This is a genomic window from Pseudarthrobacter sp. NPDC058329 (assembly GCF_042879835.1).
Taxonomy (GTDB): domain Bacteria; phylum Actinomycetota; class Actinomycetes; order Actinomycetales; family Micrococcaceae; genus Arthrobacter.
On the sequence record NZ_JBHVZR010000002.1, the window covers coordinates 258,249 to 282,701 of the forward strand.

Annotated in this window: 24 protein-coding genes and 1 riboswitch; of the genes, 16 read left to right on the top strand and 8 right to left on the bottom strand. The window is 64.5% G+C overall.

The features are described from left to right. The 3 genes from dnaK to ACFVYC_RS05670 form a co-directional block, all read right to left on the bottom strand. On the bottom strand, positions 1–1,872 hold the full coding sequence (dnaK, locus tag ACFVYC_RS05660) for a molecular chaperone DnaK (RefSeq protein WP_387547723.1): 1,872 nt from the start codon (positions 1,870–1,872) through the stop codon (positions 1–3). Positions 1,873–2,112: 240 nt separating this feature from the next. Further along, a complete protein-coding gene (locus ACFVYC_RS05665; RefSeq protein WP_387547726.1) occupies positions 2,113–2,409 on the bottom strand; it encodes a hypothetical protein in 297 nt (98 codons plus the stop codon). A gap of 222 nt (positions 2,410–2,631) precedes the next feature. After that, positions 2,632–4,839: an MMPL family transporter gene (locus ACFVYC_RS05670; protein ID WP_387547729.1), complete on the bottom strand. Its 2,208-nt coding sequence runs from the start codon at positions 4,837–4,839 to the stop codon at positions 2,632–2,634. A 207-nt stretch (positions 4,840–5,046) separates the two neighbouring features. Here ACFVYC_RS05670 and ACFVYC_RS05675 point away from each other — a divergent pair, with 207 nt between their 5' ends. The 7 genes from ACFVYC_RS05675 (at position 5,047) to ACFVYC_RS05705 (ending at position 10,646) form a co-directional block, all read left to right on the top strand. Then, a complete protein-coding gene (locus ACFVYC_RS05675; protein ID WP_387547732.1) occupies positions 5,047–5,553 on the top strand; it encodes a MarR family winged helix-turn-helix transcriptional regulator in 507 nt (168 codons plus the stop codon). Positions 5,554–5,619: 66 nt separating this feature from the next. After that, positions 5,620–6,438, top strand: coding sequence for a methyltransferase domain-containing protein (locus ACFVYC_RS05680; RefSeq protein ID WP_387547735.1), 819 nt, complete (start codon positions 5,620–5,622; stop codon positions 6,436–6,438). A 90-nt stretch (positions 6,439–6,528) separates the two neighbouring features. Further along, a complete protein-coding gene (locus tag ACFVYC_RS05685) occupies positions 6,529–6,828 on the top strand; it encodes a type II toxin-antitoxin system Phd/YefM family antitoxin (RefSeq protein WP_387547738.1) in 300 nt (99 codons plus the stop codon). After that, on the top strand, positions 6,828–7,217 hold the full coding sequence (locus ACFVYC_RS05690) for a type II toxin-antitoxin system VapC family toxin (RefSeq protein WP_387547924.1): 390 nt from the start codon (positions 6,828–6,830) through the stop codon (positions 7,215–7,217). Before ACFVYC_RS05685 ends, ACFVYC_RS05690 begins: the two co-directional genes overlap by 1 nt. Before the next feature lie 21 nt (positions 7,218–7,238). Next, entirely contained in the window at positions 7,239–7,862 is a 624-nt protein-coding gene (locus ACFVYC_RS05695) for a LysE family transporter (RefSeq protein ID WP_387547740.1), read from the top strand. Between the two features lie 129 nt (positions 7,863–7,991). Then, positions 7,992–8,525, top strand: coding sequence for a low molecular weight protein-tyrosine-phosphatase (locus ACFVYC_RS05700; RefSeq protein ID WP_387547743.1), 534 nt, complete (start codon positions 7,992–7,994; stop codon positions 8,523–8,525). Between the two features lie 33 nt (positions 8,526–8,558). Continuing rightward, positions 8,559–10,646, top strand: coding sequence for a chorismate-binding protein (locus ACFVYC_RS05705; protein ID WP_387547746.1), 2,088 nt, complete (start codon positions 8,559–8,561; stop codon positions 10,644–10,646). A gap of 21 nt (positions 10,647–10,667) precedes the next feature. Here ACFVYC_RS05705 and cls read toward each other — a convergent pair whose 3' ends face one another. Beyond that, the gene (gene cls / locus ACFVYC_RS05710; RefSeq protein WP_387547926.1) at positions 10,668–12,140 is read right to left on the bottom strand and encodes a cardiolipin synthase; all 1,473 of its coding nucleotides are present in this window, start codon (positions 12,138–12,140) and stop codon (positions 10,668–10,670) included. A gap of 98 nt (positions 12,141–12,238) precedes the next feature. On the opposite strand from cls, the gene ACFVYC_RS05715 reads away from it, so the two are divergent. Both ACFVYC_RS05715 and ACFVYC_RS05720 read left to right on the top strand, forming a co-directional pair. Continuing rightward, the gene (locus ACFVYC_RS05715) at positions 12,239–13,168 is read left to right on the top strand and encodes an aminodeoxychorismate lyase (RefSeq protein ID WP_387547749.1); all 930 of its coding nucleotides are present in this window, start codon (positions 12,239–12,241) and stop codon (positions 13,166–13,168) included. Between the two features lie 54 nt (positions 13,169–13,222). Beyond that, complete coding sequence (locus ACFVYC_RS05720) at positions 13,223–13,687, top strand: pyridoxamine 5'-phosphate oxidase family protein (RefSeq protein WP_387547752.1); 465 nt, start codon at positions 13,223–13,225, stop codon at positions 13,685–13,687. Positions 13,688–13,707: 20 nt separating this feature from the next. Here ACFVYC_RS05720 and ACFVYC_RS05725 read toward each other — a convergent pair whose 3' ends face one another. Next, entirely contained in the window at positions 13,708–14,421 is a 714-nt protein-coding gene (locus ACFVYC_RS05725; protein ID WP_387547755.1) for a TetR/AcrR family transcriptional regulator C-terminal domain-containing protein, read from the bottom strand. Positions 14,422–14,649: 228 nt separating this feature from the next. Between ACFVYC_RS05725 and ACFVYC_RS05730 the strand changes: the two genes are divergently transcribed. Then, positions 14,650–14,904 carry a hypothetical protein gene (locus ACFVYC_RS05730; RefSeq protein WP_387547758.1) on the top strand — a complete coding sequence of 85 codons (255 nt, stop codon included), beginning with the start codon at positions 14,650–14,652 and terminating at the stop codon, positions 14,902–14,904. A 100-nt stretch (positions 14,905–15,004) separates the two neighbouring features. On the opposite strand, the gene opgC is transcribed toward ACFVYC_RS05730, so the two are convergent. Continuing rightward, positions 15,005–17,416, bottom strand: coding sequence for an OpgC domain-containing protein (gene opgC, locus ACFVYC_RS05735; RefSeq protein ID WP_387547761.1), 2,412 nt, complete (start codon positions 17,414–17,416; stop codon positions 15,005–15,007). Positions 17,417–17,711: 295 nt separating this feature from the next. Then, a riboswitch (SAM riboswitch) is annotated at positions 17,712–17,826 on the top strand. Positions 17,827–17,839: 13 nt separating this feature from the next. Between opgC and ACFVYC_RS05740 the strand changes: the two genes are divergently transcribed. Genes ACFVYC_RS05740 through ACFVYC_RS05760 form a run of 5 tightly spaced genes read left to right on the top strand, consistent with a single transcriptional unit; the run spans position 17,840 to position 20,494 of the window. Continuing rightward, entirely contained in the window at positions 17,840–18,118 is a 279-nt protein-coding gene (locus tag ACFVYC_RS05740) for a DUF1737 domain-containing protein (protein WP_387547764.1), read from the top strand. After that, the gene (locus ACFVYC_RS05745) at positions 18,115–18,525 is read left to right on the top strand and encodes a rhodanese-like domain-containing protein (protein ID WP_387547767.1); all 411 of its coding nucleotides are present in this window, start codon (positions 18,115–18,117) and stop codon (positions 18,523–18,525) included. Before ACFVYC_RS05740 ends, ACFVYC_RS05745 begins: the two co-directional genes overlap by 4 nt. Continuing rightward, a complete protein-coding gene (locus ACFVYC_RS05750; RefSeq protein ID WP_387547770.1) occupies positions 18,526–19,734 on the top strand; it encodes an O-succinylhomoserine sulfhydrylase in 1,209 nt (402 codons plus the stop codon). Between the two features lie 20 nt (positions 19,735–19,754). Continuing rightward, positions 19,755–20,258, top strand: a complete 504-nt coding sequence (locus ACFVYC_RS05755) for a methyltransferase family protein (protein WP_387547773.1) — start codon at positions 19,755–19,757, stop codon at positions 20,256–20,258. Positions 20,259–20,269: 11 nt separating this feature from the next. After that, positions 20,270–20,494 carry a hypothetical protein gene (locus ACFVYC_RS05760; protein WP_387547775.1) on the top strand — a complete coding sequence of 75 codons (225 nt, stop codon included), beginning with the start codon at positions 20,270–20,272 and terminating at the stop codon, positions 20,492–20,494. Positions 20,495–20,601: 107 nt separating this feature from the next. Here ACFVYC_RS05760 and ACFVYC_RS05765 read toward each other — a convergent pair whose 3' ends face one another. Further along, entirely contained in the window at positions 20,602–21,831 is a 1,230-nt protein-coding gene (locus ACFVYC_RS05765; protein WP_387547778.1) for a glutamate--cysteine ligase, read from the bottom strand. A gap of 64 nt (positions 21,832–21,895) precedes the next feature. Further along, the gene (locus tag ACFVYC_RS05770; protein WP_387547781.1) at positions 21,896–23,419 is read right to left on the bottom strand and encodes a UDP-N-acetylglucosamine 1-carboxyvinyltransferase; all 1,524 of its coding nucleotides are present in this window, start codon (positions 23,417–23,419) and stop codon (positions 21,896–21,898) included. A 179-nt stretch (positions 23,420–23,598) separates the two neighbouring features. Here ACFVYC_RS05770 and ACFVYC_RS05775 point away from each other — a divergent pair, with 179 nt between their 5' ends. Then, the gene (locus ACFVYC_RS05775; protein ID WP_387547783.1) at positions 23,599–24,426 is read left to right on the top strand and encodes a hypothetical protein; all 828 of its coding nucleotides are present in this window, start codon (positions 23,599–23,601) and stop codon (positions 24,424–24,426) included. Positions 24,427–24,453 lie beyond the last annotated feature (27 nt).

Below are 24,453 nucleotides of genomic sequence, written 5' to 3' on the forward strand. Positions count from 1 at the left end.
CTACTTCTTTGCTTCGTCTTCGTCGATGATTTCGGCGTCGACGATGTCCTCGTCAGCCGCCTTGTCACCGGCAGGAGCGCCGCCCTCAGCACCGGCGGCACCGGTTGCGCCGTTGGGGGAACCGGGCTGGGAGTAGATGGCTTCGCCCAGCTTGCCCTGGGAAGCCTGCAGCTTCTCGAAGGCAGCCTTCACCGCTGCATCGTCCGTGCCTTCGAGCGCCTTCTTGAGGTCGTCGACGTCGGTCTGGACCTCGGTCTTGACCTCTTCGGGCAGCTTGTCGGCGTTGTCCGCGATGAGCTTGTCCACGGAGTAGGCGAGCTGCTCGGCGGTGTTGCGGGTGTCGGTTGCCTCGCGGCGGGCCTTGTCCTCCGCTGCGTGCTCCTCGGCATCCTTGACCATGCGGTCGATGTCTTCCTTCGAGAGGCTGGATCCGCCCGTGATGGTCATGGACTGTTCCTTGCCGGTGCCCTTGTCCTTCGCGGAGACGTGGACGATGCCGTTGGCGTCGATGTCGAAGGTGACCTCAACCTGCGGGACACCGCGCGGGGCCGGCGCGATGCCGGTCAGCTCAAACGTGCCCAGCGGCTTGTTGTCGCGGGTGAACTCGCGCTCGCCCTGGAAGACCTGGATGGCCACGGACGGCTGGTTGTCGTCAGCGGTGGTGAACGTCTCGGACCTCTTGGTGGGGATGGCGGTGTTGCGCTCGATCAGGTGCGTCATCACGCCACCCTTGGTCTCGATGCCAAGGGAAAGCGGGGTGACGTCGATCAGGAGGACGTCCTTGCGCTCACCCTTCAGCACGCCGGCCTGGAGGGCTGCGCCGACGGCTACAACCTCATCCGGGTTCACGCCCTTGTTCGGCTCCTTGCCGCCGGCGAGTTCCTTGACCAGGTCGTAGACAGCAGGCATACGGGTGGAGCCGCCGACGAGCACGATGTGGTTGATGTCCGTGAGCTTGATGCCCGCTTCCTTGATCACATCATGGAACGGCTTCTTGGTGCGCTCCAGCAGGTCCTTGGTGAGGTCCTGGAACTTGGCGCGGGTCAGCTGCTCGTCCAGGTGCACCGGGCCGTCGGGGGTGACGGACAGGTACTGCAGGGAGACGTTGGTGCTGGTGGAAGAGGACAGTTCCTTCTTCGCCTGCTCGGCGGCTTCGCGAAGGCGCTGCAGGGCGATCTTGTCCTTGGACAGGTCGATGCCCTTGACCTTGAGCTGGTTCAGCAGGTAATCCACTACGCGCTGGTCCCAGTCGTCGCCGCCGAGGCGGTTGTCACCGGCAGTGGCGCGGACCTGGATGGTGGAGAAGTTGTCTTCGTCCTTGCCAACCTCGAGCAGGGAGACGTCGAAGGTGCCGCCGCCGAGGTCGAAGACGAGGATGAGTTCGTCTTCCTTGCCCTTGTCCAGGCCGTAGGCCAGTGCCGCGGCGGTGGGCTCGTTGACGATGCGGAGGACGTTCAGGCCGGCGATTTCTCCGGCTTCCTTGGTGGCCTGGCGTTCGGCGTCGTTGAAGTACGCGGGGACGGTGACCACGGCGTCGGTGACCTTTTCACCCAGGTAGGACTCGGCGTCGTTCTTCAGCTTCATGAGGATTCGCGCGGAGATTTCCTGCGGGGTGTACTTCTTGTCGTCAATGGCGACGTTCCAGTCGGTGCCCATGTGGCGCTTGACGGAAGCGATGGTGCGGTCAATGTTGTTGACGGCCTGGCGCTTGGCGATTTCGCCAACCAGGACTTCGCCGGACTTGGAAAACGCAACGACCGACGGCGTGGTGCGGCCACCCTCGGCGTTGGCAATAACGGTGGGCTCGCCACCTTCGAGAACGGAGACGACGGAGTTGGTGGTTCCGAGGTCGATACCTACTGCACGTGACATGTGTTGCTTCCTTCTTTCCTTGGAAACTTACTGGCGCCCAGACAATTGAGCGTTCTGCGCTCAACTTTACTCAGGGCGTCGGCGATGTCAATCCAAGTTGAGCGGACTTCGCTCAACTTTGGATCCGCGCAAGATGGTGACGTACTGTATTTCCGCGGAATGGCGGGTTAAAGGCGGACGACGGCGGTTCTCCGTTTCGCTATTGGAGAACCCCGTCGCCGGACTGCTGGCCTCTTGGTGCTACCTGTCACTGTCCCGATCGCCGTGAAGGGGGCCCCGCTCCTCGGCCGTGGTGTTGACCTGCCCGTCAGTCAGGCCTTCGCGGAGGGTGTCTGATTCGTGCGCCGTTCCGGCGGTGCCGGCATCCCCATAGTCGCCGTCCGGGTATTCGGCGTCTTCACGGTTCCCGGCAGGTTCTCCGACAGTTCCGGCATCACCGTAATCGCCGTCCACGTACTGCCCGCCCTCGCCCTCCAGTCCGGGGGCGGTGCTTCCCTTGCGGGGCTCATCGCCAAAGGATTCCTGGTTCTCAGTCATGGTGCATCTCTCCCTCGAGTTCCGCGTCCATGCGGGCGCAATTGCAGTCTATCCAGCAGGCGTTTGCCTCAACAGGGCCCTGGGCTCCTCAGCGCCAGGACGTCTGAACGGACGTCACGCAGCGCACGCTTTTGGTTAGCCAGTACGGGAACGGTCCCGTACTTCCGGGACCGCGGCAGGGTTCCAGGCCCCAAAAGCGTGCCCTGTCTGACGCTCGCGGGCCTACCGGCGGCCGGCCCTTTCCAGGTCCGCTTCGAGGTCGCCGCCGGCTTCACGCTGCACGGCCGGGTCCTGTTCGGGGCGGCCCAGCTTGCCCGGCCACCAGATCCGCGGACCGATGTCATAGGCCAGGGCGGGCACCAGCAGCGAGCGCACCAGGACAGTGTCCAGCAGGACGCCGAAGGCGACGATGAATGCCAGTTGCACCAGGAACATGATGGGAATGACGCCCAGCGCGGCGAACGTCGCCGCCAGCACCACGCCGGCCGAGGTGATCACGCCGCCGGTGACGCTGAGCCCGCGAAGGATGCCGGGCCGGGTGCCGTGCTTCAGGGATTCCTCGCGGACCCGGCTCATCAGGAAGATGTTGTAGTCCACGCCGAGCGCCACCAGGAACACAAAACCGAACAGCGGAACGGTGGCGTCCGCGCCCGGGAAGCCCAGGATGTTGTTGAACACCAACGCCGAAACACCCATGGCTGCCGCATAGCTGAGGACCACGGAGAGCACCAGCAGGACCGGCGCGAGCACGGAGCGGAGCAGCAGCATCAGGATAAAGAGGATAACCACCAGGACCACCGGAATGATGATCACCAGGTCACGCTGGGCGGTGGTGTTGGTATCCAGGGCCGTAGCCGTGACACCACCCACCAGCGCGCCGGAGTCAACTGCCTTGACCTCTTCCCGGAGGGCCTTCACGGCCTCCTCGGCCTCGAGGGAATCCGCCGCGGAGTTCAAGGTGGCGTTGATCAGCACCTTTCCTTCACGGACGGCAGGGTCGCTGGGAGTCCCGGGGGCTCCGGTGATGGGCACCGAACCTTCCGCCAGCAGGTAGGCCTCCCCGACGCCGTCGGCCGCCTTCACGGTGTCCAGCACCTCCTGCGCCTTGCCGCCATCCGCAACCACGACGGCGGGGCTGCCGCTGCCGGCGTCGAAATGGCGCGCCAAGGCATCCTGTCCGTCCACGGCGTTGGACGCGCTGAGGATGACGTCCGTCTGCGGGACGCCGTTGGCCTTGAGCTGCAGGACACCGGCCGAACCCGCCAGCAGAAGCAATACGGAGGCAACCCAGACGATGCGAGGGCGCCGGGAAACGAGCGAGCCGGTGGCACGCCACAACCCCTTCTGGCCTTCCAGCCCTGTCACCAGCTCCGGCTCCCGCTCATCCGCCGGGGCGAGCTTCGGGCGGAAGGGCCAGAACGCCGCGCGGCCCAGGAGGGCCATCAGCGCGGGCAGCAGGGTCAGCGCCGCGAACAGGGAGCAGAGAATGCCTGCGGCCGCCACGGGACCCAGGGCCTTGTTGGAGTTCAGGTCCGAGAAGAGCAGGCACAGCAGTGCGATGATCACGGTGGCGCCGGAAGCAAGAATGGGCTCGAAGGAAGCTTTCCACGCCGTCAGCACGGCTGAGGTGCGGTTGATGGTATGCGTGAGGGCCTCGCGGAACCTCGCGACAAACAGCAGCGCGTAGTCCGTGGCAGCGCCGATCACCAGGATGGAGAGAATGCCCTGGCTTTGGCCGTTGAGCTGGATCCAGCCGGCCTTGGCCATGCCGAAGACCAGCAGGATGGCCGCACACAGGGCGAAGACAGAGGTCAGGAGCACCACGATGGGCAGCAGCAGCGAGCGGTAGACGATCAGAAGGATCACGAACACCGCAGCCAGCGCCACCAGCAAGAGGATGCCGTCGATGCCGGCAAAGGCAGCCGTGAGATCTGCGGCAAGCCCGGCAGGACCAGTAACGAAGGTGCGCATGCCTTCCGGTGCCGCTTCGGCGACGGCGTCCCTCAGTTCCTGGACAGCCTCCTTGATCTCCGCTGAAGAATCAATGGGGGCGATGAACTGGACCGCCTTGCCGTCCTCGGAAGGGATGGGCCCGATGACTGCACTGCCCAGGTCCAGGCCTTCAATCTCCGTCCGCAGGCTTGCAACTTCGCCCAGTTGCGCGGGAGTCAGGGCCTCGTCGCTTTCCAGGACGATGACGCCGGGAACCTCATCGGAGTCCCGGAACTTCGCCTGCCAGTCCTGCGCGGCAGTTGCCTCGGCGCTGGCGGGCAGGAATGACGCCTGGTCGTTGGAGGAGACCTCCTCAAGCCGGCCGAAAGTGGGACCGCCCACCCCGGCGAGGGCCAGCCAGGTCAATACCAGAATCACGGGGAGCAGCCAGCGCAGCCAGAACGGGACACGCTCCTTGGCGTGGGAATGGGAGTTCATGATGCCTTCCGAGCAGAGAACGGGCGTAAGATTGATTCCATATTAGATTATCTCCACCATAGAGATAAGCGCTGGGCTAGCTTTTTTCGAAGATTGCCAACAGGAAGGAGCCGGCGCAGCTGAAGTAGTATCCGTCAGTACGGTTTAGCCGCGCTGGAATTGGCCGGGGCGGAACCCCCGGCACCGAGCACACTCCTGGAGGTGGACATGGCAGGCAAGGAAAGCCCGGCCACGCCCGGCCCTCCAGGGGCCGAGGGGCCACATCCGCTGGTGCGGCTTCTTCAGGAATTCACGCTCGAGGCCAACCGCTACGTGGACGCAGCGGGCGGGCGCAAGGACATGCACCGGACGGACCTGAACGCCCTGGCAGTCATCATGCGGCACACCGCCCTCGGCGGCTCGGTCACGCCGGGGCTCCTCCGCAGGGAACTGAACCTCAGCTCCCCCGCCACCACAGCCCTGATCGACAGGCTGGACAGCTCCGGACATGTAGTGCGGGAGCGGGACAGCGCCGACCGCCGGCAGGTCCACCTTCGGATGACACCCAAGGCTTTCCGGGACGGCGGCGCCATTTTCGCTCCGCTCTCAAGCCGGATGGGCAGCGCCATGGCGGATTTCAGCCCGGAGGAACTGGATACAGTCACCCGTTTTATGACGGCCATGGTGGAAGCCACGGTGGCCGCGCGGGAAGAATCGTCCAGCGCAGCCAACTAAGAGACGCCAAGTTTTGCCGTGCCGGAACGACACATGGCGGGACCCGGTTGGGGGTAGCGTTTGGTTATGAGTGCGCAGCAGCCCGAAGACGACGTTTATACCCACGGCCACCACGAGTCAGTGGTCCGCGCCCACGCCGCCAGGACCGCCGAGAATTCCGCCGCGTTTGTCCTGCCGCATCTCACCTCCGGGGCTGACGTGCTCGACGTCGGCTGCGGGCCCGGCAGCATCACCTGCGATTTTGCGGTTCTGGTCAACCCCGGGAAAGTCACCGGGCTGGACCGCTCCCCGGACATCATCGCCCAGGCGAAGGCCCTCGCCGTTGAGCGCGAGGTAACGAACGCGGAGTTTGTGGCCGGGAACATCTACGACCTTGACTTCGAGGATGAAACGTTCGACGTCGTCCACGCCCACCAGGTGCTGCAGCACCTGACCGATCCGGTGGAGGCGTTGCGCGAGATGCGCCGCGTCGCAAAGCCGGGCGGCATAGTGGCAGTCCGCGACGCCGACTTCCACGGCATGAGCTGGTATCCCGCCATCCCCGAGCTGGATGAATGGATGGAGCTCTACCAGCGCATCGCGCGGCGCAACGGAGCAGAGCCCGACGCCGGGCGGCGGCTTGTCAGCTGGGCCCAGTCCGCGGGCTTCACCGACGTCGCGCCCACCAGCAGCAACTGGCTTTACGCCACCGGGCAGCAGCGCCGCTGGCAGGCCCGCGTGTGGGGCGAGCGGGTGCTGCACTCAGCATTCGCCGAACAGGCACTGGAATACGGCTTCGCCAACCCCGCAGACCTTGCCAGAATCTCCGCCGGATGGCACCGCTGGGGATCAACCGACGACGGCTGGTTCCTGATTCCCAACGGCGAGGTGATTGCGCGGGCGTAGGGCCGCGAAGAAGCCGTCAGAGCCAGCCGATTTCCACATAGCCGGGATTACGGCTGCCGCTGCCTGCCATCCTCGGAATATCGTCGGCCCATGACCTACTACGGCGAGAACGAATACTGGGCTGAGCCTTACACAGTGGAGGTTGACCAACTAGACTTGGTCAACATGGGCCAGTACAACGTCCAAGAAGCGAAGACGCGTTTGTCCGAGCTGTTGAACCAGGTGGAAAACGGCGAAGACGTGGTCATCGCCAAGGCCGGCAGGCCGGTGGCCAGGCTGGTCAAAATTGAGCGTCCGCACAAGCGGGAACTGGGCTTCCTGGGCCCGCTTCACATCCCTGATGAGTTCTACGAGCCATGGAGTGATGAGGAGATGGGAGCGTCCGAGTGATGCGGCTCCTGCTGGATACCCATGTCTTCCTCTGGGCCGTCGCCGAGCCGAAGCGGCTCTCCAGTAAGGCCAGGAGTTCCATCACTAAGCTGGAAAATCAGATCTACGTATCGCCGGTGACTGCCTACGAACTGTCGTACAAGCACCGCCAGGGAAAGTTGCCGGCCGGCGCGGCAATTGTGGCGAGCTTCGGACGGCAGGTGGCCCACCTGTATGCTTCCGAGCTGACTGTTTCCTCGCCACACACTTTGGCTGCGGGACAACTGGACTGGGACCACAAGGATCCCTTTGACCGCATACTCGCGGCCCAGGCGATGGTGGAGGGGCTTACGCTCGTCACCGCGGATGAAGACCTGCAGGCATTCGGATCCGTGGCAACCCTCTGGTGAGGACGGCCCTAAACTTGACTGGTGCAATTCTCCCTTTGGCTCGCCCTGGCGGGTGCCGGCGCCCTGATCAGTTTCACTCCCGGCGCCGGAGCGATCAACACCATGAGCAACTCCCTGAACGCCGGATTCCGCCGCTCCCTGTGGGGCATCCTCGGCCAGCAGGCAGCCCTGGTGATCCACGTAGTGATCGTGGCCCTTGGCGTGGGAGTCCTGGTGGCCAGCTCACCGGTGGCCTTCAATGTCATCCGCTACGCCGGAGCCGCGTACCTGGTCTACCTGGGCATCAGGCAGTTCCTCAGCAAGCCGGACCTCGAGCAGGAGAAAATTGCGGGCCTTCGGAACGAGCCCGCCTGGTCCATCTTTCGGCGCGGGCTCTGGGTGAACCTGCTGAACCCGAAGGCGATTATCTTCTTCCTGGCTTTTATGCCCCAGTTCATCCGGCCCGACCAGCCCCTCCCGGCCCAGTACGCAGTACTCACCGCAACGGTGGTGGCCATCGACATCCTGGTGATGTGGTTCTTCTTCGCGGCCGCGGCCCGGTCCTTTGAGCGCTTCACCCACAGCGCCCGCGGGCAGATTATCCTCAACCGTGCGTTTGGCGCACTGTTCGTCGCCGTGGGGATCCTGCTGGCTTTCCTCCACTAGCAGCCTCCCCCGCCCGCGGGCTGCAGTTGTGGAGTCGACATGACGGCTGAGCAAAGCTTCTTTACAGAAAAGTCAACCTTTGTGAATCCGCCACTAGCCCCAAGACCAGTTAGCACGCATGCTTAGTATATGAACTCAGTGTCGAGCCCATACCGCGTTATCGCCGTCTGCACCGGAAACATCTGCCGGTCCCCCATGGCCGAGCTGATGCTCGCCGCGGCCCTGGAACGCGAGGGGCTGGACATGGTGGTGGCGGTGGACTCCGCAGGCACCACCGACTACGAAGCGGGCCGGCCAATAGACCCGCGGGCCGCGCGGCGTCTTGGGGTGACCCAGCTGCTCTCCGACAAGCACGTTGCCCGGGAATGGCAGCCGGCCTGGTTCCGGGAACGGGATCTGATCCTGGCACTCGACATCGACCACTACGCATGGCTGAGCCAGTCCGCGCCGGACCAGGAGTCCAGGAACAAGATCCGCATGCTGCGCAGCTTCGACCCCCGGATGGTGGACAAGGACCTTCTGGACCAGGGCATCGAGGATCCCTGGTACGGCGGGCAATCCGATTTCGACGCCGTCTGGCACCAAATTCACGCCGCCCTTCCCGGACTCGTGAACCACATCAAGGCTGCCGTCATCAAGGATGTCCAGCTCCTGCGCAGATGAAAGCCCGGCACGGATAAAGGTACGCTCTAACCCATGAGCCCAGCCCCCGTCATCATCGCCATTGACGGGCGCTCAGGCGCAGGGAAAACAACACTCGCCGTCGAACTGGCAGCACGGTTGCGCGCCCACCACAAGGTTGCACTGTTCCACCTCGAGGACATCTACCCCGGTTGGAACGGGCTGATGGCTGGCGTGGACCGCTACGTCGCCACCGTCCTGGAACCCTTGAGCCGTGGTGATGCGGCAACGTGGACCAGCTGGGACTGGGAGAACCATCACGACGGCGGGGCGTGCGTCACGCTGCCCGCCGAGATTGTCATCGTTGAGGGTGTGGGTTCCGCGGCGGCGGCCGCACGCCCCCTTCTCGCGGCCGTCATCTGGGCTGACTCGCCGGAGGCTGTACGCCGGACCCGCGCCCTGGACCGCGACGGCGGAACCTACGAACCATACTGGGACCAATGGGCGGCACAGGAAGAGGAGTGGCTGCGGAGCGACGACGTTGCGGGCCACGCAGATGTACGCGTCCTGAACCGCGCAGACGGCAGGGCACCCGAGGACGTCCTGCAGCTCCTGCCGTACCTTCCCGCCCTGGCCACTGCCCTCGCCCCTGAGCAGTCCGCCCGCCGTGGCCTGAGCCTTCGCGCGGAGCGCCTGGAGCTGCAACCGGACGCGGCCGCGCTGTTCGACAACCTCTACGGCGGCTCACCCAACGCGGTCTGGCTGGACTCCTCCAACGCGGGCGCTGCTGCCGGGACCGGGGCGTACAAGCCCCGGTCCGCAGCCTCGGAGCGCAGCCGCTTTAGCATCATGGCGGACGACGGCGGCCTGTCCGGCCAGTCGATGACGCACCGCTCCGGCGAAAGCCTGATCCGCGCAGGCTGCGCTACCGCCACGGTGGAAGGACCGTTCTTCCGTTGGCTGGACACCGTATGGGGCGACGCACCGGTTGCCACCCCGGACGGCTACCCCGGAGAATTTACCCTGGGCTGGCTGGGATGCCTCGGGTACGAACTCAAGCGGGAAACTGGCGGGGCTGATTTCTCCGCCCGCACCCCGGATGCCGCCTTGATCTTCGCCGGCAGGGCCGTGGTCCTGGACCACGCTGCGGGAGTAGCCTGGCTCCTTGCCCTGGACGTCGCCGACGCGGACCAGTGGTTGGGCGACGCGCGGGCCGCCTTCCTGGCTGCGTCCAGCCCCGCCGCCCAGGCTGCTGTGGCAGCCCCAGCGGGCGGCAGCAACGGCGTCGTACTGCCAAACGCTACTGCCTTCCAGGGCCGCGATACCAGCGACGCCTACAAGGCAAAAATCGCCGAGGCGCAGCACGAAATCGCCGAAGGGAACACTTACGAAGTCTGCCTGACCACATCCCTCACGGCCAAGGTTCCCGCCGCCAACATTGACCCGTGGCCAACATATCTGGCACTGCGACGCAAAAACCCCGCGCCCTTTGCCAGCTACCTTCGGTTCGGCGCCCTCACGGTGGCCAGCACGTCGCCTGAGCGCTTCCTGAAGATAGCCTCCGACGGCGGCATGCGCGCCGAACCCATCAAAGGAACCCGCGGCCGCGCCGCCGATCCGGCCGAAGATGTCCGGCTGCGCCTCGACCTCGAAACGTCCCTGAAGGACCGGGCCGAAAACATCATGATCGTTGACCTGCTCCGGAATGACCTCAGCCATTTCGCGGTCCCGGGTTCCGTCACCGTCAGCAGGCTCTGTGCCATCGAAAGCTACGCAACCGTCCACCAGATGGTCAGCACCATCGACGCCCGGCTGCGGCGCGGATCGTCCCGCGCCGAGGCGGTGGCAGCCTGCTTTCCGGCCGGCTCCATGACCGGCGCACCCAAGATCAGCACCATGGCCATCCTGGACCGGCTGGAAGGCGAACCACGCGGGCTGTATTCCGGCGCCGCCGGCTATTTCTCGCTGAACGGCGCAACCGACCTCGCCGTCGCCATCCGGACGCTGGTGATCCGGGAGGAAGGTGACGGAACCGCGGAACTGACCCTCGGCGTCGGCGGTGCCATAACTGCCGATTCGGTGGCTGACGAGGAGTACGCGGAGATCCGGACCAAGGCCTTCGGCGTCCTCTCGACGCTCGGCACCAACTTCCCCGACTCCTGATCCCGGAGTTTTTGGACGGCCCTACTGAACGGTTGCTGTCAGCCTGGCCACGTTGTCCACATACCGCGCCGCCAGAGGCCGGTTCAGCCAGTCCGCCAGCTTGAGCTCGTGTGAGATGTCCCGGTAGGTGTCTTCCACCGCCCGCATCTTGGTGACAATGTCGGCGCCCAGCAGCATCACCGACACCTCCAGGTTCAGCGAAAAAGAGCGCATGTCCATGTTGCTGGAACCGAGGACCGCCACTTCGTCGTCAATGGTGAAGTGCTTGGCATGCAGCACAAACGGTGCCTTGTACAGGTAGATGCGGACGCCGGCCTCCAGCAGGGCCTCGTAGTAGGAGCGCTGGGCGTGATGGACCAGGAACTGGTCGCCCTTTTCGGAGACGAACAGCTCCACATCCACCCCGCGCTGGGCAGCCGTGGTGATGGCGTAGAGCAGTGAATCGTCGGGAACGAAGTACGGGCTGCAGATGGAGATCCGGTGCTGGGCGGAGTAGATGAGGGTGTTGAAGAGCCGCAGGTTGTTTTCGGTGATGAACCCGGGGCCGCTGGGAACCACCTGGGCGGTGACATTGCCGGGGTGCGGGTTCGCCGGGAGCTGCAACTGATGGTCCAGGGATTCGTCGGTTTCGCTCAGCCAGTCGGTGGCGAAGACGACATTCAGGGTGGTGACGATCGGTCCGTTGAGGCGGGCCATCAGTTCCACCCACTCCCGGCCTGCCTTGCGGTGCCTCGGATTGTTGTAGGAAGGCTCGATCAGGTTCTGCGAACCGGTGAAGGCAATTTCGCCGTCGATCACCATGATTTTGCGGTGGTTCCGCAGGTCGGGGCGGCGCCACTGGCCGTGGATGGGCAACAGCGGGAGCATGCGCTTCCACTGGATCTTGCTGGCCTTGAGCCGCTTCAGGAGCCGGTTGTAGCCCTGGACGCGCAGGGTGCCGATGTGGTCGAACAGCACGCGGACTTCCACACCCCGCTCGGCCGCTTCCTCCAGCGCGGTCAGGAGGTCGTTGGTGACGTGGTCCGTGCTCATGATGTAGAACTCGGCATTGACGAACTTCTTCGCCTTCCGGACCGCCTGCGTCATGTGCAGGATCGAGTCCGGGTAGCCGGGGATCAGGTCCACGGAGTTGCCATCCACCATGGGCAGCGAGCCCAGCCGCCGGTTCAACTCCCCCGCGGACCTCACCCACTCGGGGCCCGGGTAGTCGCTCTCCACGTCAGCGAGTGATGAGATCCCGGCGCGTACCCGCTCGTTGACCTGCTGTTGTTGCTCACGGCGGCGGCTGGACAGTTTGAAGTTGCCGAACAGCAGGAACAGGATGATGCCTACGAACGGGACAAAGAAGATGCCCAGCAGCCAGGCCATTGCCGTGGTGGGCCGGCGGTTGCCGGGGATGATGCCCACGGCCAGAACCCTGATCACCAGGTCGGCAGCGGCCAGCAACACCACGATCCATGTCGGCGCGGAACCGGCAAGCGAAAATGGCCACAACACGTGAATTACCCCCGGTAGATGGGCTCCCGGCGGGCGGATTCCGGCCGGGGCACTCTGCCCAGCTTATCCGTGGGACGCCGCACTAAGCTGGAGCCATGACCTCTCCTGCTTCTGCGGTTCTTGTGTTCCTCGACCCCGACTTCCCGGACGGCCGGCTGGCCGATGCGTCCAAGCCTCAGTTGCTCGTGACGGACCAGGGTGCCACGCGGGGCGACGGGATCTTCGAGACCATGCTTGCCGTGGCGGGCAAGGTGCGGAAAATCCAGGCCCACCTTGACCGTCTGGCCGGTTCTGCTGATGCGCTGGACCTCGCCATTCCCGGCGAAGCGGATTGGCGCCGCGCCATTGGCACTGCCCTCTCCGAACACCACGCCCAGCATCCGCCCGCTGCCGGGTCCGACGACGAACTGGTGGTCAAGCTCGTAGTGACCCGCGGCGTGGAGGGCGCCCCGGCCCCCATGTCCTGGGTGCAGGTCTCCCCCGTGGGAGCGGCCGGCCGCCGCCAGCGCGAAGCCGGCATCGACGTGATCCTCCTTGACCGCGGCTACGACAGTGACGTTGCCGAGCGCGCCCCCTGGCTGCTGCTCGGCGCGAAGACGCTTTCCTACGCGGTCAACATGGCCGCGCTGCGGCACGCCCACAAGCAGGGGGCGGACGACGTCATCTTTGTCTCCGCAGATGGCCGAGTCCTGGAGGGCCCCACGTCAACCGTGCTGATGGCACACGTGGAAGCGTCCGACGACGGCACGTCCGTAAAGCGCCTCATCACTCCTCAGCTGGACAGCGGCATCCTGGCGGGCACCTCCCAAGGTGCGTTGTTCGCGGCCGCAAAAGCGGCCGGCTGGGAACTCGGATACGGTCCGCTGGAGCCCCAGGACCTGCTGGATGCTGACGCCGTCTGGCTGATTTCAAGCGTGCGCATGCTTACGCCGGTGAACCGTATCGATGGCAAAGAGGTAGGCACCCCATCGGTGCAAAAGGAGCTCACCACGGAGCTGAACGAGTTGTTCGCCGGCATCGGGTAACTTCTGCCCTTCCGGCCATGTTCCTTCGGCCGCCTGAGACGTAGGGTATGGTCCATGACCTCTGACGTACAGCCAACCGGGAAACTGACGTTTGATGAGTGCTGGGACCTGCTGGAAGGTGACACCCTGGGCCGTCTTGGCCTGGTGGTGGACGGCCATCCGGAGATCTTCCCGGTTAATTATGTTGTGCACCAACGGAGCATCGTCTTCCGTACCGCTGGTGTGACCAAGCTGTGGAATGCCAAGTCTCAACGGCCGGCGGCACTTGAGATCGACGGCTATGATCCACACACCGAAGAGGCGTGGAGCGTCGTGGCGAGGGGCGACACCGAAATTATCGAGGACCAGGCGGAGAAGGAAGCCGTGGACGGCCTGGGCTTGGAACCATGGCAACCGGGCGAAAAAACCCACTACATCAGGTTGTCGGCGCGGGTGCTGACGGGCCGCCGGTTCAAGGTCACCACGCCGGATATCTGGAACACCCGCACTACTGACCGCCGGAGGGCTTCCTTCGAGTAGCTGCCCGCCCTTTTTGGCCCCTAAGCAGGAAAACTTTCCTGGTTCCTGGACAGCTGTGCTTCGAGGCCCGACAGCAGGATAGTGATCCCCTGGTCCAGTTCCGCTTCGCCATCGTATTCGGCGAGGGCGGGGGCCAGCTCACGGAGCCGGGGAAACTCCTTGGATGGCAGCCGGTGCAATCCCAGCCGAAGCAGCACTTCATTCTCTTCCGGATCCACTACGAATTCCTGCAGCTCATTGAGAAGGTGGCCATAGAGGAACCCGTAGTAGGCACGGTAGACGTGGAGGGCGTCGGCAGCGCTGAACCCGGCGCCGATGAGCAGGGCCAGGATCTGCTCCAGTGGACGCAGGGTGCCCAGCGGGCGCAGCCCCAGCGGAGTGGAGAGCGGCCTGGTCACCAGCAGGGGCACCACGTTGGGGTGTTCGAGCGCGAGCCGCCGAAGGTTATGCGCGATGTGCCGAAGCTGGGTTTTCCAGTCGGGGTCCTCGGGGTGGATGGACAGTTGGTTGAGCACCAACTCAGACACCCCATCCAGCAACGCCGCCCGGTTCTCCGCATATCGGTACAGGCTCATCGGATCCCGCTCAAGCTCCTGCCCCAGCCGGCGCATGGTCAGCGCGTTCAGGCCCTCCGCATCCACAACTTCCAGGGCCTTGGCCAGCACCAGGTCGCGGTTGAGCCGCTCCTTCCGGGCGCGGCCTTTGGCGGGGCCCGGGGTCTTCGGCGAGGACATAATCTTCCGTTCTGGAGCCGGAAGCAGGCGGGCCGGGAGGGTAATTCCAGACGCTTGCTGTAAACGTAGTCTACGAGTAAAGTCTACATTGTAGATAGGCGCTGACATCGCCTGATGCCATCGATTCCAATGGTCTCGATCACCACTCCGTGGCCCCGTGCAGGGCATTGAGGATTTCGCTGCTGTAGCCGAACGGCGGTACACACGCACTTAGCGAAGGGACGCCTCATGGCACATTCGCAGTTCGACATCTTTCTCCAGGAAGCCACCCACCTCGACCCCGCCTCCGACCACAGCCTCAACGACGACCGTCTTTACGGCCTTTACACCAGCTGGTGCTTCATCAACCAGCAGGCGCCAGGCATGGAAACCTCTTTCTGGGCGGCAATGAAGCACCGGATCACCCCGGGCTCCAACGGCCTGAGGATGAAGGGGCCGGCTGCCGCCGACTACATCCTGGCCAGCTGCCCCGGCATCGTGTAACCACCGGCATTGCAGGAAAGGCGTGAACCGCCCGCCAACGGGCAACGGTTCACGCCTTTTGTTTTGTCAGCTTCCTTCGGCTTCCGGGGAAGCCCCGCTCTCAGCTGGGGATGACGCGGAAGAGGAACCGTGTCCGGACCATCAACCAGAGCAGTCCCAGCACCAGGGCGTAGGCGGCGGTGTTGATCAGCACGTCACCCTGCCGCAGCGCAGGGATGTTGGCGATCACCGCTATCAGCACAACGTGCATGATGAACACGTACAGGGTTGCCCTGCCCAGCGGAATCAGGAACCACCCCAGGGCCCGCGTCACCGGCTTCCAGTACACGGTCAGGAACGCATAGGCAGCCACCACCAGGACCAGGACGTTAAGCAGCCGTCCTGGAGCCAGGTAGGTGCGGCCGAAGAAGGTGTCGTACATGCTCCGGTACACAGCGTCCGGAATAACCGAGAGCCGAACATCAAAACCGTTGGCCAGGTATGGGTTGCCCCAGGACAGGAAAACGAAGACCATCGCCGCCGCCGTGCACGCCGCCACGACCCAGGCATGGGCTGCCAGCCAGGCAACCACCCGGTGCCGATGGAACCCGGCCACCAGGCCGATGACGAACAGCACCTGCCACACCAGCAGCGGGAAGGAATCCTCGAACTGCGAGGGCAGGATCCGGAAGCGCGTGAGCGCTCCGACGGCGTATACGGCCAGGGTGGCGGCCAGTACCCATCCGGCTTTGCCGCGGTTGAGGGCGGCAAGGATCAATGGACTGGCAAGGAGCAGGACGACGTAGAGGCCCATGACGTTGAACTGCCAGGGACCGAACTGCAGCAGCAGGATGGCTGGAAGGATCTGGGGCGGCACGGGGAACTGGAACAGCGACTCCATTCCGGCGTAGAGGTCGTAGGTGCGGCCGGCGCCGTTATGCCCTGCCCCGCCGGTGCCCTGGTCCACGAAGGTGGTGAGGGTGTCGGTCCGGAAAATCGGCAGCAGGGAGATCAGGAAGACGCCGATAAGAACCACCAGGGCCGTGAGGTACAGCTTTCCGGCCCGCCGCGAGGTCAGGTCCACCACTGTCCCGAAGTCCTCTTTGACCCTGGGCCCGTACACCATGCCCACCACCAGGCCCGAGAAGAGCACAAAAAGCTCCGCCCCGGAAACAAAGCCCACGGCTTCCTGCGTGAGCAACTGAAACAGTGACGTCATCCCCAGGTGGTTCACCACCACAAAGACGATGGCCATGCCACGCAGGAAGTCCACCCGGGAATCCCTGGCGGAGGGGTCCGTGTAGGCCCATGCTGTTGCCCACTTCACGCGCCGGGGGACCTGCCACAGAGCCACGAGGAGAATGACCAGCGCCGCACCCACAGTCCAGGATGCCGGCCCGGAAAGGGTGTTGGCCCGCACATACCCGCTGTGCGCCGCAACCTCAGTGACCGGACCTGTCACCAACGGGGAAGCTTCCAGCCTCTGCCGGGCGGCGTCTGCAATGGCCGGGTTCCCCGTCAGCAGCCAGTCGATGCTCGCCACACCGGTGTCACGGGTGCTCGTCCGCTCATCCCAGACCACCGCGGCCGTCTTGGCAAACTCCGGGGAGCCGGCTGCCCCCAGGACCTGGTCCCACCACGTGGACTTGACCTGGGCTTCCGGGGCTCCGCCCGAATTCGGGCTGTAGAAAGCGGATGTCTGCAGCAGGAACGGCTTGTTTTTCCGGGCCGCGTACGTCGAGTAGAAGTTTTCGCCGCCTGAGGCCGTGAGCATTTCCTGGAGTTCGCCCTGACGGGGAACGGTGTTAATGGGCGCTCCGCCGGCCGTGTCGTCATGGAAAGCGGTCAGCCCCACCCAGTCCACGGCGTCGTCCCCTGGATAGTAGGGCTCGTAGGCCGCGTCCGAACTGTTCCAGGCGCCGTCGCCATTGGTATCGAGCAGGGCAAAGCCCTCGCTTCCCGGCGCGGGGGCGCTCCGGTGCAGGCCAAAGGGGTAGTCCTTGCCCAGGTAGGGCTCCCACACCATGGCGGTACGGCCGCCGTCGGTATCCTCGAAGGCGGCGGCTACGGCCCGGAAAGCGGACCGGTAGGCGGAAGGTTGCTGGCCCCACTCCACCCAGCTGGCATTCATGTCCGGAGCAAAGCGGATCAGCACCTGGCCCCTGAAGTTGCCTGTCCGTTCCGCCACTTCGTCAGCAAATGATGCGGCGGCTTCAGCGGTGACCTGGTCCAACGGAACCGTCGGCTTCACCGTGAGCATGGCATGCGCGCCTTGCTCTCCTGACTGTTCCAGGAAGCCTCTGATGTCGTTTACCTCTGAGGGGCGGAACGGGAAGGCTATGTCATGCCCCAACAGCGCCGGCGACGCACCCAGGCGGTCGGCGAACCCGGCGGCGGTGTCCTCACCCCATTCCAGGACAGCGCCCAGCAACGGCTTGCCCTCGTCCGGAAAGCTATCTGCCGCCCGGGCCGCTCCGCCAGGCAGCACCACGGCCAGGACTGCCAACAGTATGGCGGCCAGGAAGGCCGCCACGCGGCGCACCAAAGGAAGGTGATGGATCTTTCGCGCGACGGCTGATGACGAGCTGATGGGACCCCCAAGGCTGATGCTTCAACGACGGGGCGGCGGCCCCACAAGAACTTTATCCGGCATGTCAGGAGGTCGCAGGCATCGGTCCCCTGCCCCCCGGGGTGCCTGTCGCCGTCGTCCTTCATGGACCTGGTTGGCTGCGGACGTATGGCCTCCCTCCCGGACCGGAAGGGTTCAGTTACGGAACATGACGACGGCGGCGCTGCGGCCGCGCGTGCCAAGTGTTACGTTTTTGGGGAGTAATGAGTATCGGCGCCAAGCCCTGACTGGCCGGTCGGCAACCCTCCTTTCGCGGCGGGGTGCCTCAGGTGAATACTCGGCATATCGACCGAATCGTGTTGCAAGCGTGAAAGAAGGAGATCCGTCGTGTCTGACGCACCTGCCCTTGAAGAAAGACTTTCCTACCGGCTTGTCACCGGGCCGGATGACAGGTCTTTCTGTGAAAGGATTTCGACCGCCCTGGCCGAGGGCTACGTGCTGCACGGCAGCCCGGCGGCAACGTCCAACGGCGGCAAGGTGATAGTTGCACAGGCCCTGGTCCTTCCGGCTGCCATCGCATCAGCCGATGCCGCCGTCGCCACCGCGGTGGATGACCTTGAGTCCGCAGGCGAAGACCTTGAGTTCGACGGCGAGGGCCACGCATGAGCTATGCAGGGGACCTGACGCCCCAGGAAGCGTGGGACAAGCTGGAGCAGGGCGCCATCCTGGTGGATGTGCGCACCGAGGGCGAATGGGCCCACATCGGCATCCCGGACACCAAGGCCACGGACAACGATCCCCTGTTCATCCAGTGGACGTTCCCCGGCGGCATCCCCAACCCGGATTTCATCACCCACCTGACCCAGCAGGCGCCCGAGGATGCTTCGACCGAGCTGGTGTTCCTGTGCCGCTCCGGGCAGCGTTCCGTCGCGGCCGCGATTGCTGCCACGCAGGCCGGATTCACCTCTTATAACGTGCTGGAGGGCTTCGAGGGCGAGCCGGACCGCTACGGCGAACGCACCGTCAACGGCTGGAAGAACCGCGGCCTGCCCACCAATCTCGGGAAGAATTAAGTGACCTTCAACGAAGACGCCGCCGGCTGGAGCCCCGACACCCAGGCCGTCCGCGGCGGATTGGACCGCACCAATTTCCAGGAGACCAGCGAAGCTGTGTTCCTGAACTCGGGCTTCGTGTACGAATCTGCCGCCGCGGCGGAACGTGCCTTCACGGGTGAAGACGAGCGCTTCGTTTATTCCCGTTACGGCAACCCCTCCGTGGCCACCTTCCAGGAGCGGCTCCGCCTCCTCGAGGGAACCGAGGCGTGCTTTGCGACGGCGTCCGGCATGTCCGCGGTCTTCACCGCCCTGGGCGCCCTGCTGGCAGCCGGCGACCGTGTGGTGGCCGCCCGCTCGCTCTTCGGTTCCTGTTTTGTGATCCTGAATGAGATCCTGCCGCGCTGGGGAGTGGAGACGGTATTCGTGGACGGCCCGGACCTGGAGCAGTGGCGTGACGCCCTGTCCCAGCCCACCACGGCCGTCTTTTTTGAGTCACCCTCCAACCCCATGCAGGAGATCGTGGACATCGCCGCGGTCAGCGAACTGGCGCACGCAGCCGGTGCCACCGTCGTCGTCGACAATGTCTTTGCCACCCCCCTGCTGCAGCGCTGCGGGCAACTCGGCGCGGACGTCATTGTCTACTCCGGCACCAAACACATTGACGGCCAGGGCCGGGTGCTGGGCGGCGCTATCCTGGGCACCAAGGAATTCATCGATGGCCCTGTCAAGCAGCTCATGCGGCACACCGGTCCGTCGTTGTCCGCCTTTAACGCGTGGGTGCTCACCAAGGGCCTCGAGACTATGGCCCTGCGCGTTAACCACTCGTCCGCTTCAGCCCTGCAACTGGCCGAGTGGCTGGAGCAGCAGCCTGCCGTGAGCTGGGTGAAGTACCCGCTCCTGAAGTCACATCCGCAATACGAGCTCGCCGCGAAGCAGATGAGTGCGGGTGGGACAGTTCTCACCCTGGAACTTGCGACGACGGGCGGCCGCTCGGGCAAGGAGGCGGCCTTCGCGCTGCTGGATGGCCTGCGAATCATCGACATCTCCAATAACCTGGGCGACTCCAAGTCCCTCATCACCCATCCGGCCACCACGACGCACCGTGCCATGGGTCCCGAGGGGCGGGCGGCCATCGGGCTGAGCGACGGCGTGGTGCGGCTTTCGGTTGGGCTGGAGAACGTGGACGACCTGATTGGCGACCTTGAGCAGGCATTGAAGCAGGTCTAGCACTGGTTGGCGTGTTGGTCATGACGGGACCTGCTGTCACGAGTGACTGGGAAAGGCTCCTGTCCAACATTCCGTTGCCGGAGCAGAACCTGGTGGGGATCGCCGCTGGCGCCGTGCTTCAGCGGCTGGTACGATCACGGCTTTCCGCTCCGTCCGCCCGGGTGCCCGTACTGTTTCATGCAGCTGGCCTGGCTGCACTGGGCGCCGGTGGCACCCTTGTCGTTTGGGCCTGGTTTGCTGCCCGGGGCGTGCGACTTGCTACGCCGGGCGTCCTCCTTACATCCGGGCCCTACGCATTCTCGCGCAACCCGATGTACGTGGGATGGGCGCTGGTGCACCTTGGCATCGGCCTGATGCGGGGCAACTGTTGGATCCTGGCCGCCCTTCCGGCAGCGTCCGCTGCGGTGCACCGGGAGGTGCTGCGGGAGGAGGAACGCCTGGCAGGCCTATTCGGAGATTCGTACATGAAGTACCGCCAGGGTGTTCCCCGCTACGTTGGCCTCAGAATGTCAGACCCCCATTAGATGATGTTCTTATGGGAGTCGGGACGGGCGCAGCGGCCGCGATGGAGGGTATTCATACCTCCGTTGCGGGCCTTGATGAGCTGGTCCTGAGTGATGCCCGGCTCGATGCTGCGGCTGACGGTTCCGGTACTGCCGTTGATGTATTGCAGCGGAAGATCGATATCCGGCTGGAGCGGCTGGCCCTGATGGAAGCACAACTCGCCGGGGCCAAGGCCCTGGTGACCTGGCCCTACTGACGACGAACTGCCAAGGACCCGTTTCCGCACTGGCACCTTTGGCTCACGGAGTCGCTTTCGTCCCCTGATCTGAGATGAGGTAGTCCAACCGCGTAGCTGCGGAGATGTCAGGCCTGGCGGACCCGCAGAAGTTCCGGAGCGCCATCGGCCTTCGAAAAATCCAGGGAACCCCGCATGGTCGCATCGATGGCGTGCTTGACCACTGCGCTGAAGCCCAAGTCTTCGGGCGATGAGCTGGCCAATGCCTTGTCGCGGATGCGGCGCTGTTCAGCTGCCCCCGTCCCGCGGGCGATGACGTCCTCCACTCCCCGCCTCGCCAAGGCAAGTTCGCCCTGCTCCTGCAATACCGGGGCAAGATAGTCAACCAGAGAACGCACTACATTTGCGGCACGTGCAGGCCGGAAGGACCCGAAGTCCAGCAGCTCGCCGCTGAGTCCGCCGCTGCTTGCCTGCCATGAGGCCATACGCAAAAGTACGGTGGGAACGGGCGCCGGATCAACGCCCTCGCGCCACTCACGGCTTGCCGTCTCCACGAGCGCCCTCACGAGGACAGCGATGAGGGCCGCATCCTCGGCCCGCAGGCAAACGTCTGAAACGCGGACCTCCACGGTGGGATGGTTCCGGGACAGCCGGGCGTCGAAGTAGATCATCCCTTCGTCCAGCATCACGCCACTGTCCAGCAGCCGGGTAACCACCCGGCGGTAGGCAGAATAGGTTCCGTAGATCCCGGCTGGGCCGGCCGTCGGCCAGCGGTTCCACGCCTGGGTGCGGTAGCTTTCAAAACCGGTCTGAAGCCCGTTCCAGAACGGAGAGTTCGCGCTCAATGCAGTGAGGACCGCAAGCTTGTCGCGGATGCGGTCCAGTACAGCCACGCCCTCGTCCTGGGACTCGATATAGGTGTGGACGTGGAAGCCGCACGTCAACTGCTCTTGTGCAGTCAGGCCAAAACGCTCCAGCATCCTGGCGTATCGCGGATCGGGAGTGGTGTGGCTGGACAACCCGAGGGGCGAGGTGGCCAGCGCCGCCACCCTGGCATTATTCTTCCTGGCAGCCCTGTCGGCGAGCGCCCGCCCGGCCCTGATCTGGTCCAGCAGCACACCGTACTCCAGGCATGGCCGGGTCTGCGTCTCAATCTGCTCCAGCTTGAGTTCGGCACTCAGGCCCATCTCGTCGTCGTCATAAACGGTTCTGTCTTCCGTTTCGAGATCCCGGGGGTCATCCGGAGCGTCGTCCGCAGCCAGCCGGCGGCCGGACAGCAGCGCATCGGCGAGGGCAAGCGGCTCCCCGCTCTCCGGATCAACGATCAGGAGCTCTTCCTCAACGCCGAATGTTCGCATACTCACATTCTGCGACAGGTGAGGGCCTTTTGAAGGTCCTCATGACTTCATGACGCGTGAATGTTCAGTCCTGGAAGTACTCCACTTTGGCACCGATAGCGTTAAGCCGCTCGGCCAGGTCCTCATATCCGCGCTCAATGACATAGATGTTCCGCAGCTCCGAGACTCCACGGGCCGCGAGCATGGCCAACAGCAGGCAGGCTGCCGGGCGGAGGGCCGGCGGACAGCCAACCTCTGCAGCACGCCACTTCGTGGGGCCGTTGACGTAGATACGGTGTGGATCCAGCAGCTGGACCTGGGCACCCAGCCGGTTCAGCTCCGTGAGGTAAATGGCCCGGTTTTCGTAAACCCAGTCGTGGATCATGGTCTGCCCGCTGGCGTTGGCGGCTATGACGGCGAAGAACGGCAGGTTGTCGATGTTCAGGCCAGGGAAAGGCATCGGGTGGATCTTGTCCTCCGGCGCGTGCAGCTGCGAAGGCTTAGTGGTCACGTCCACCAAGCGGGTCCGGCCGTTTTGGGCCATGTACTCGCCCGAGATCTCCAACTTCTGGCCCATCTGCCCCAGCGTGGCCAGCTCGATCTCCATAAACTCGATGGGGACCCGCCGGATGGTCACCTCAGAGTTGGTAACGATGCCGGCGGTGATGAGGCTCATGGCCTCAATGGGGTCCTCCGACGGGAAGTACTCGATCTCGGCGTCGATCATGGGCCGCCCGGTGATCTTCAAGGTGGTGGTGCCGACGCCGTCGATGGTGACGCCCAGCATCTGCAGGTAGAAGCAGAGGTCCTGCACCATGTAGTTTGGGCTGGCGTTTCTGATCACCGTGGTTCCCTCACGGTGTGCCGCCGCCATGATGGCGTTCTCAGTGACAGTATCTCCACGCTCTGTCAGCACGAAGGAACGGTCACGGCTGTCGGCAGAAGGGGCTTGCACTGCGTAGAAGCCTGCAGTTGCTTCCACCGTGAGTCCGAACTGGCGCAGCGCCTGCATATGCGGTTCAACGGTTCGGGTGCCCAGGTCGCAGCCGCCGGCATACGGCAGGCGGTATTCCGAGGATTCGTCCAGCAGCGGCCCCAGCAGCATGATGACGCTGCGTGTTCGGCGGGCGGCTTCAACGTCCATTGCTGCCAGGTTAAGGACGGCAGGCCTGCGTAGTTGGAGGTCCGAATCGTTGAGCCAGGTACACTCGACCCCGATGCTGCTGAGCACCTCAACGATGCGGTTCACTTCCTCGATGCGTGCAAGACGGCGAAGAATGGTGGTTCCCCGGTTGATGAGGCTTGCGCACAACAGCGCGACGCCGGCATTCTTGCTGCTGTTAACGTCCACGGCGCCCGACAGCGTGCGGCCGCCCTCCACGCGCAGGTGCGTCATCTGCGGTTTTCCCACGTTCACGATGCTCCGGCCGAAGGTCGCCTCCAGCCGCTGGATCATCTTCAGGCTCAGGTTCTGCTTGCCCTGTTCCATCCGGGCAATGGCGCTCTGGCTGGTTCCGAGCTCGGCAGCGAGCTGGCCTTGCGTCCAGCCCTTCTCACCCCTGGCATCCCTGAGCATGGCGGCAACGTGTTCCGTAGTTTCCTGCGTCATGCCGACAAATATATCACAAATGAGCTAAGCAGGCGCGGAGGACGCCCAGTTCTGCCGCCGCCGGAGAGCGTTTACCCACTACGTGCGATAGAACGCCGGTTGCTTGCCTTGTTGACCCTGCCCGCCGAAGCGGAGGAGACTGAATATACCCTCTTACTTTGACGACGACGGAGGTGGCAGTGCGCCGACCTCGAGGCACGCGAGTGGCGGCCGGGCTGGCCGCCCCGCTGTTCGCCGTCCTGCTCCTGCTCCCCGTTCCGCCGGCCGGAGCGGCGCCGTCGCCCGGCGAGGGCAACCAGTCAACACTGGGCAACGACATCTCCTGGCCCCAGTGCGACAAGTCTTTTCCGGCAGGTCAGGCCTTCGCCGTTGTCGGCGTCAACAACGGCTTGGCCAACAGCACCAATCCTTGCCTGAAGGAACAGCTCGAATGGGCCGCTGCTTCATCGGGCGTCACGCCCCAGCCCAAGATATCCCTTTACGTCAACACCGCGAACCCGGGAAGCAGCGGCTCGTGGTGGCCCGCCAGCAACGAGTACCCCATAGGATCGGCCGTCCATAACCCCTATGGCTCCTGCGAGGACGGGGACTACGGGAAGGCGTGCGCGTACATGTACGGCTGGGCCAAAGCCTACGACGACGCCTACATCCGCGGAATTACCAACCCCTCGGACTATTTCTGGTGGCTGGATGTGGAAACCGGGAACTCCTGGTCCACCACGGACAAGGATGCGAACCGCACCGTGCTGGAGGGCATGACGGACTTCTTCCACAGCATCGACGTCAAAGGAGTCGGGATCTATTCAACCGGCCTCCAGTGGGGCCGGATCGTGGGGACCGTCAGCAGTTCGAGCAACCTCTACTCGCTGCCGAGTTGGTTAGCCGGTGCCCGCACTGTCACCGGGGCCAAAGCCAAGTGCGCAGACCCGCCGTTGACCGGCGGCGGCGACGTCACGCTGACCCAGTTCGTGTCGAGGAATTTCGACTACAACCACTCCTGCGACTAAGCCGGCGCCCAGCCTCCGGAGGGCAGC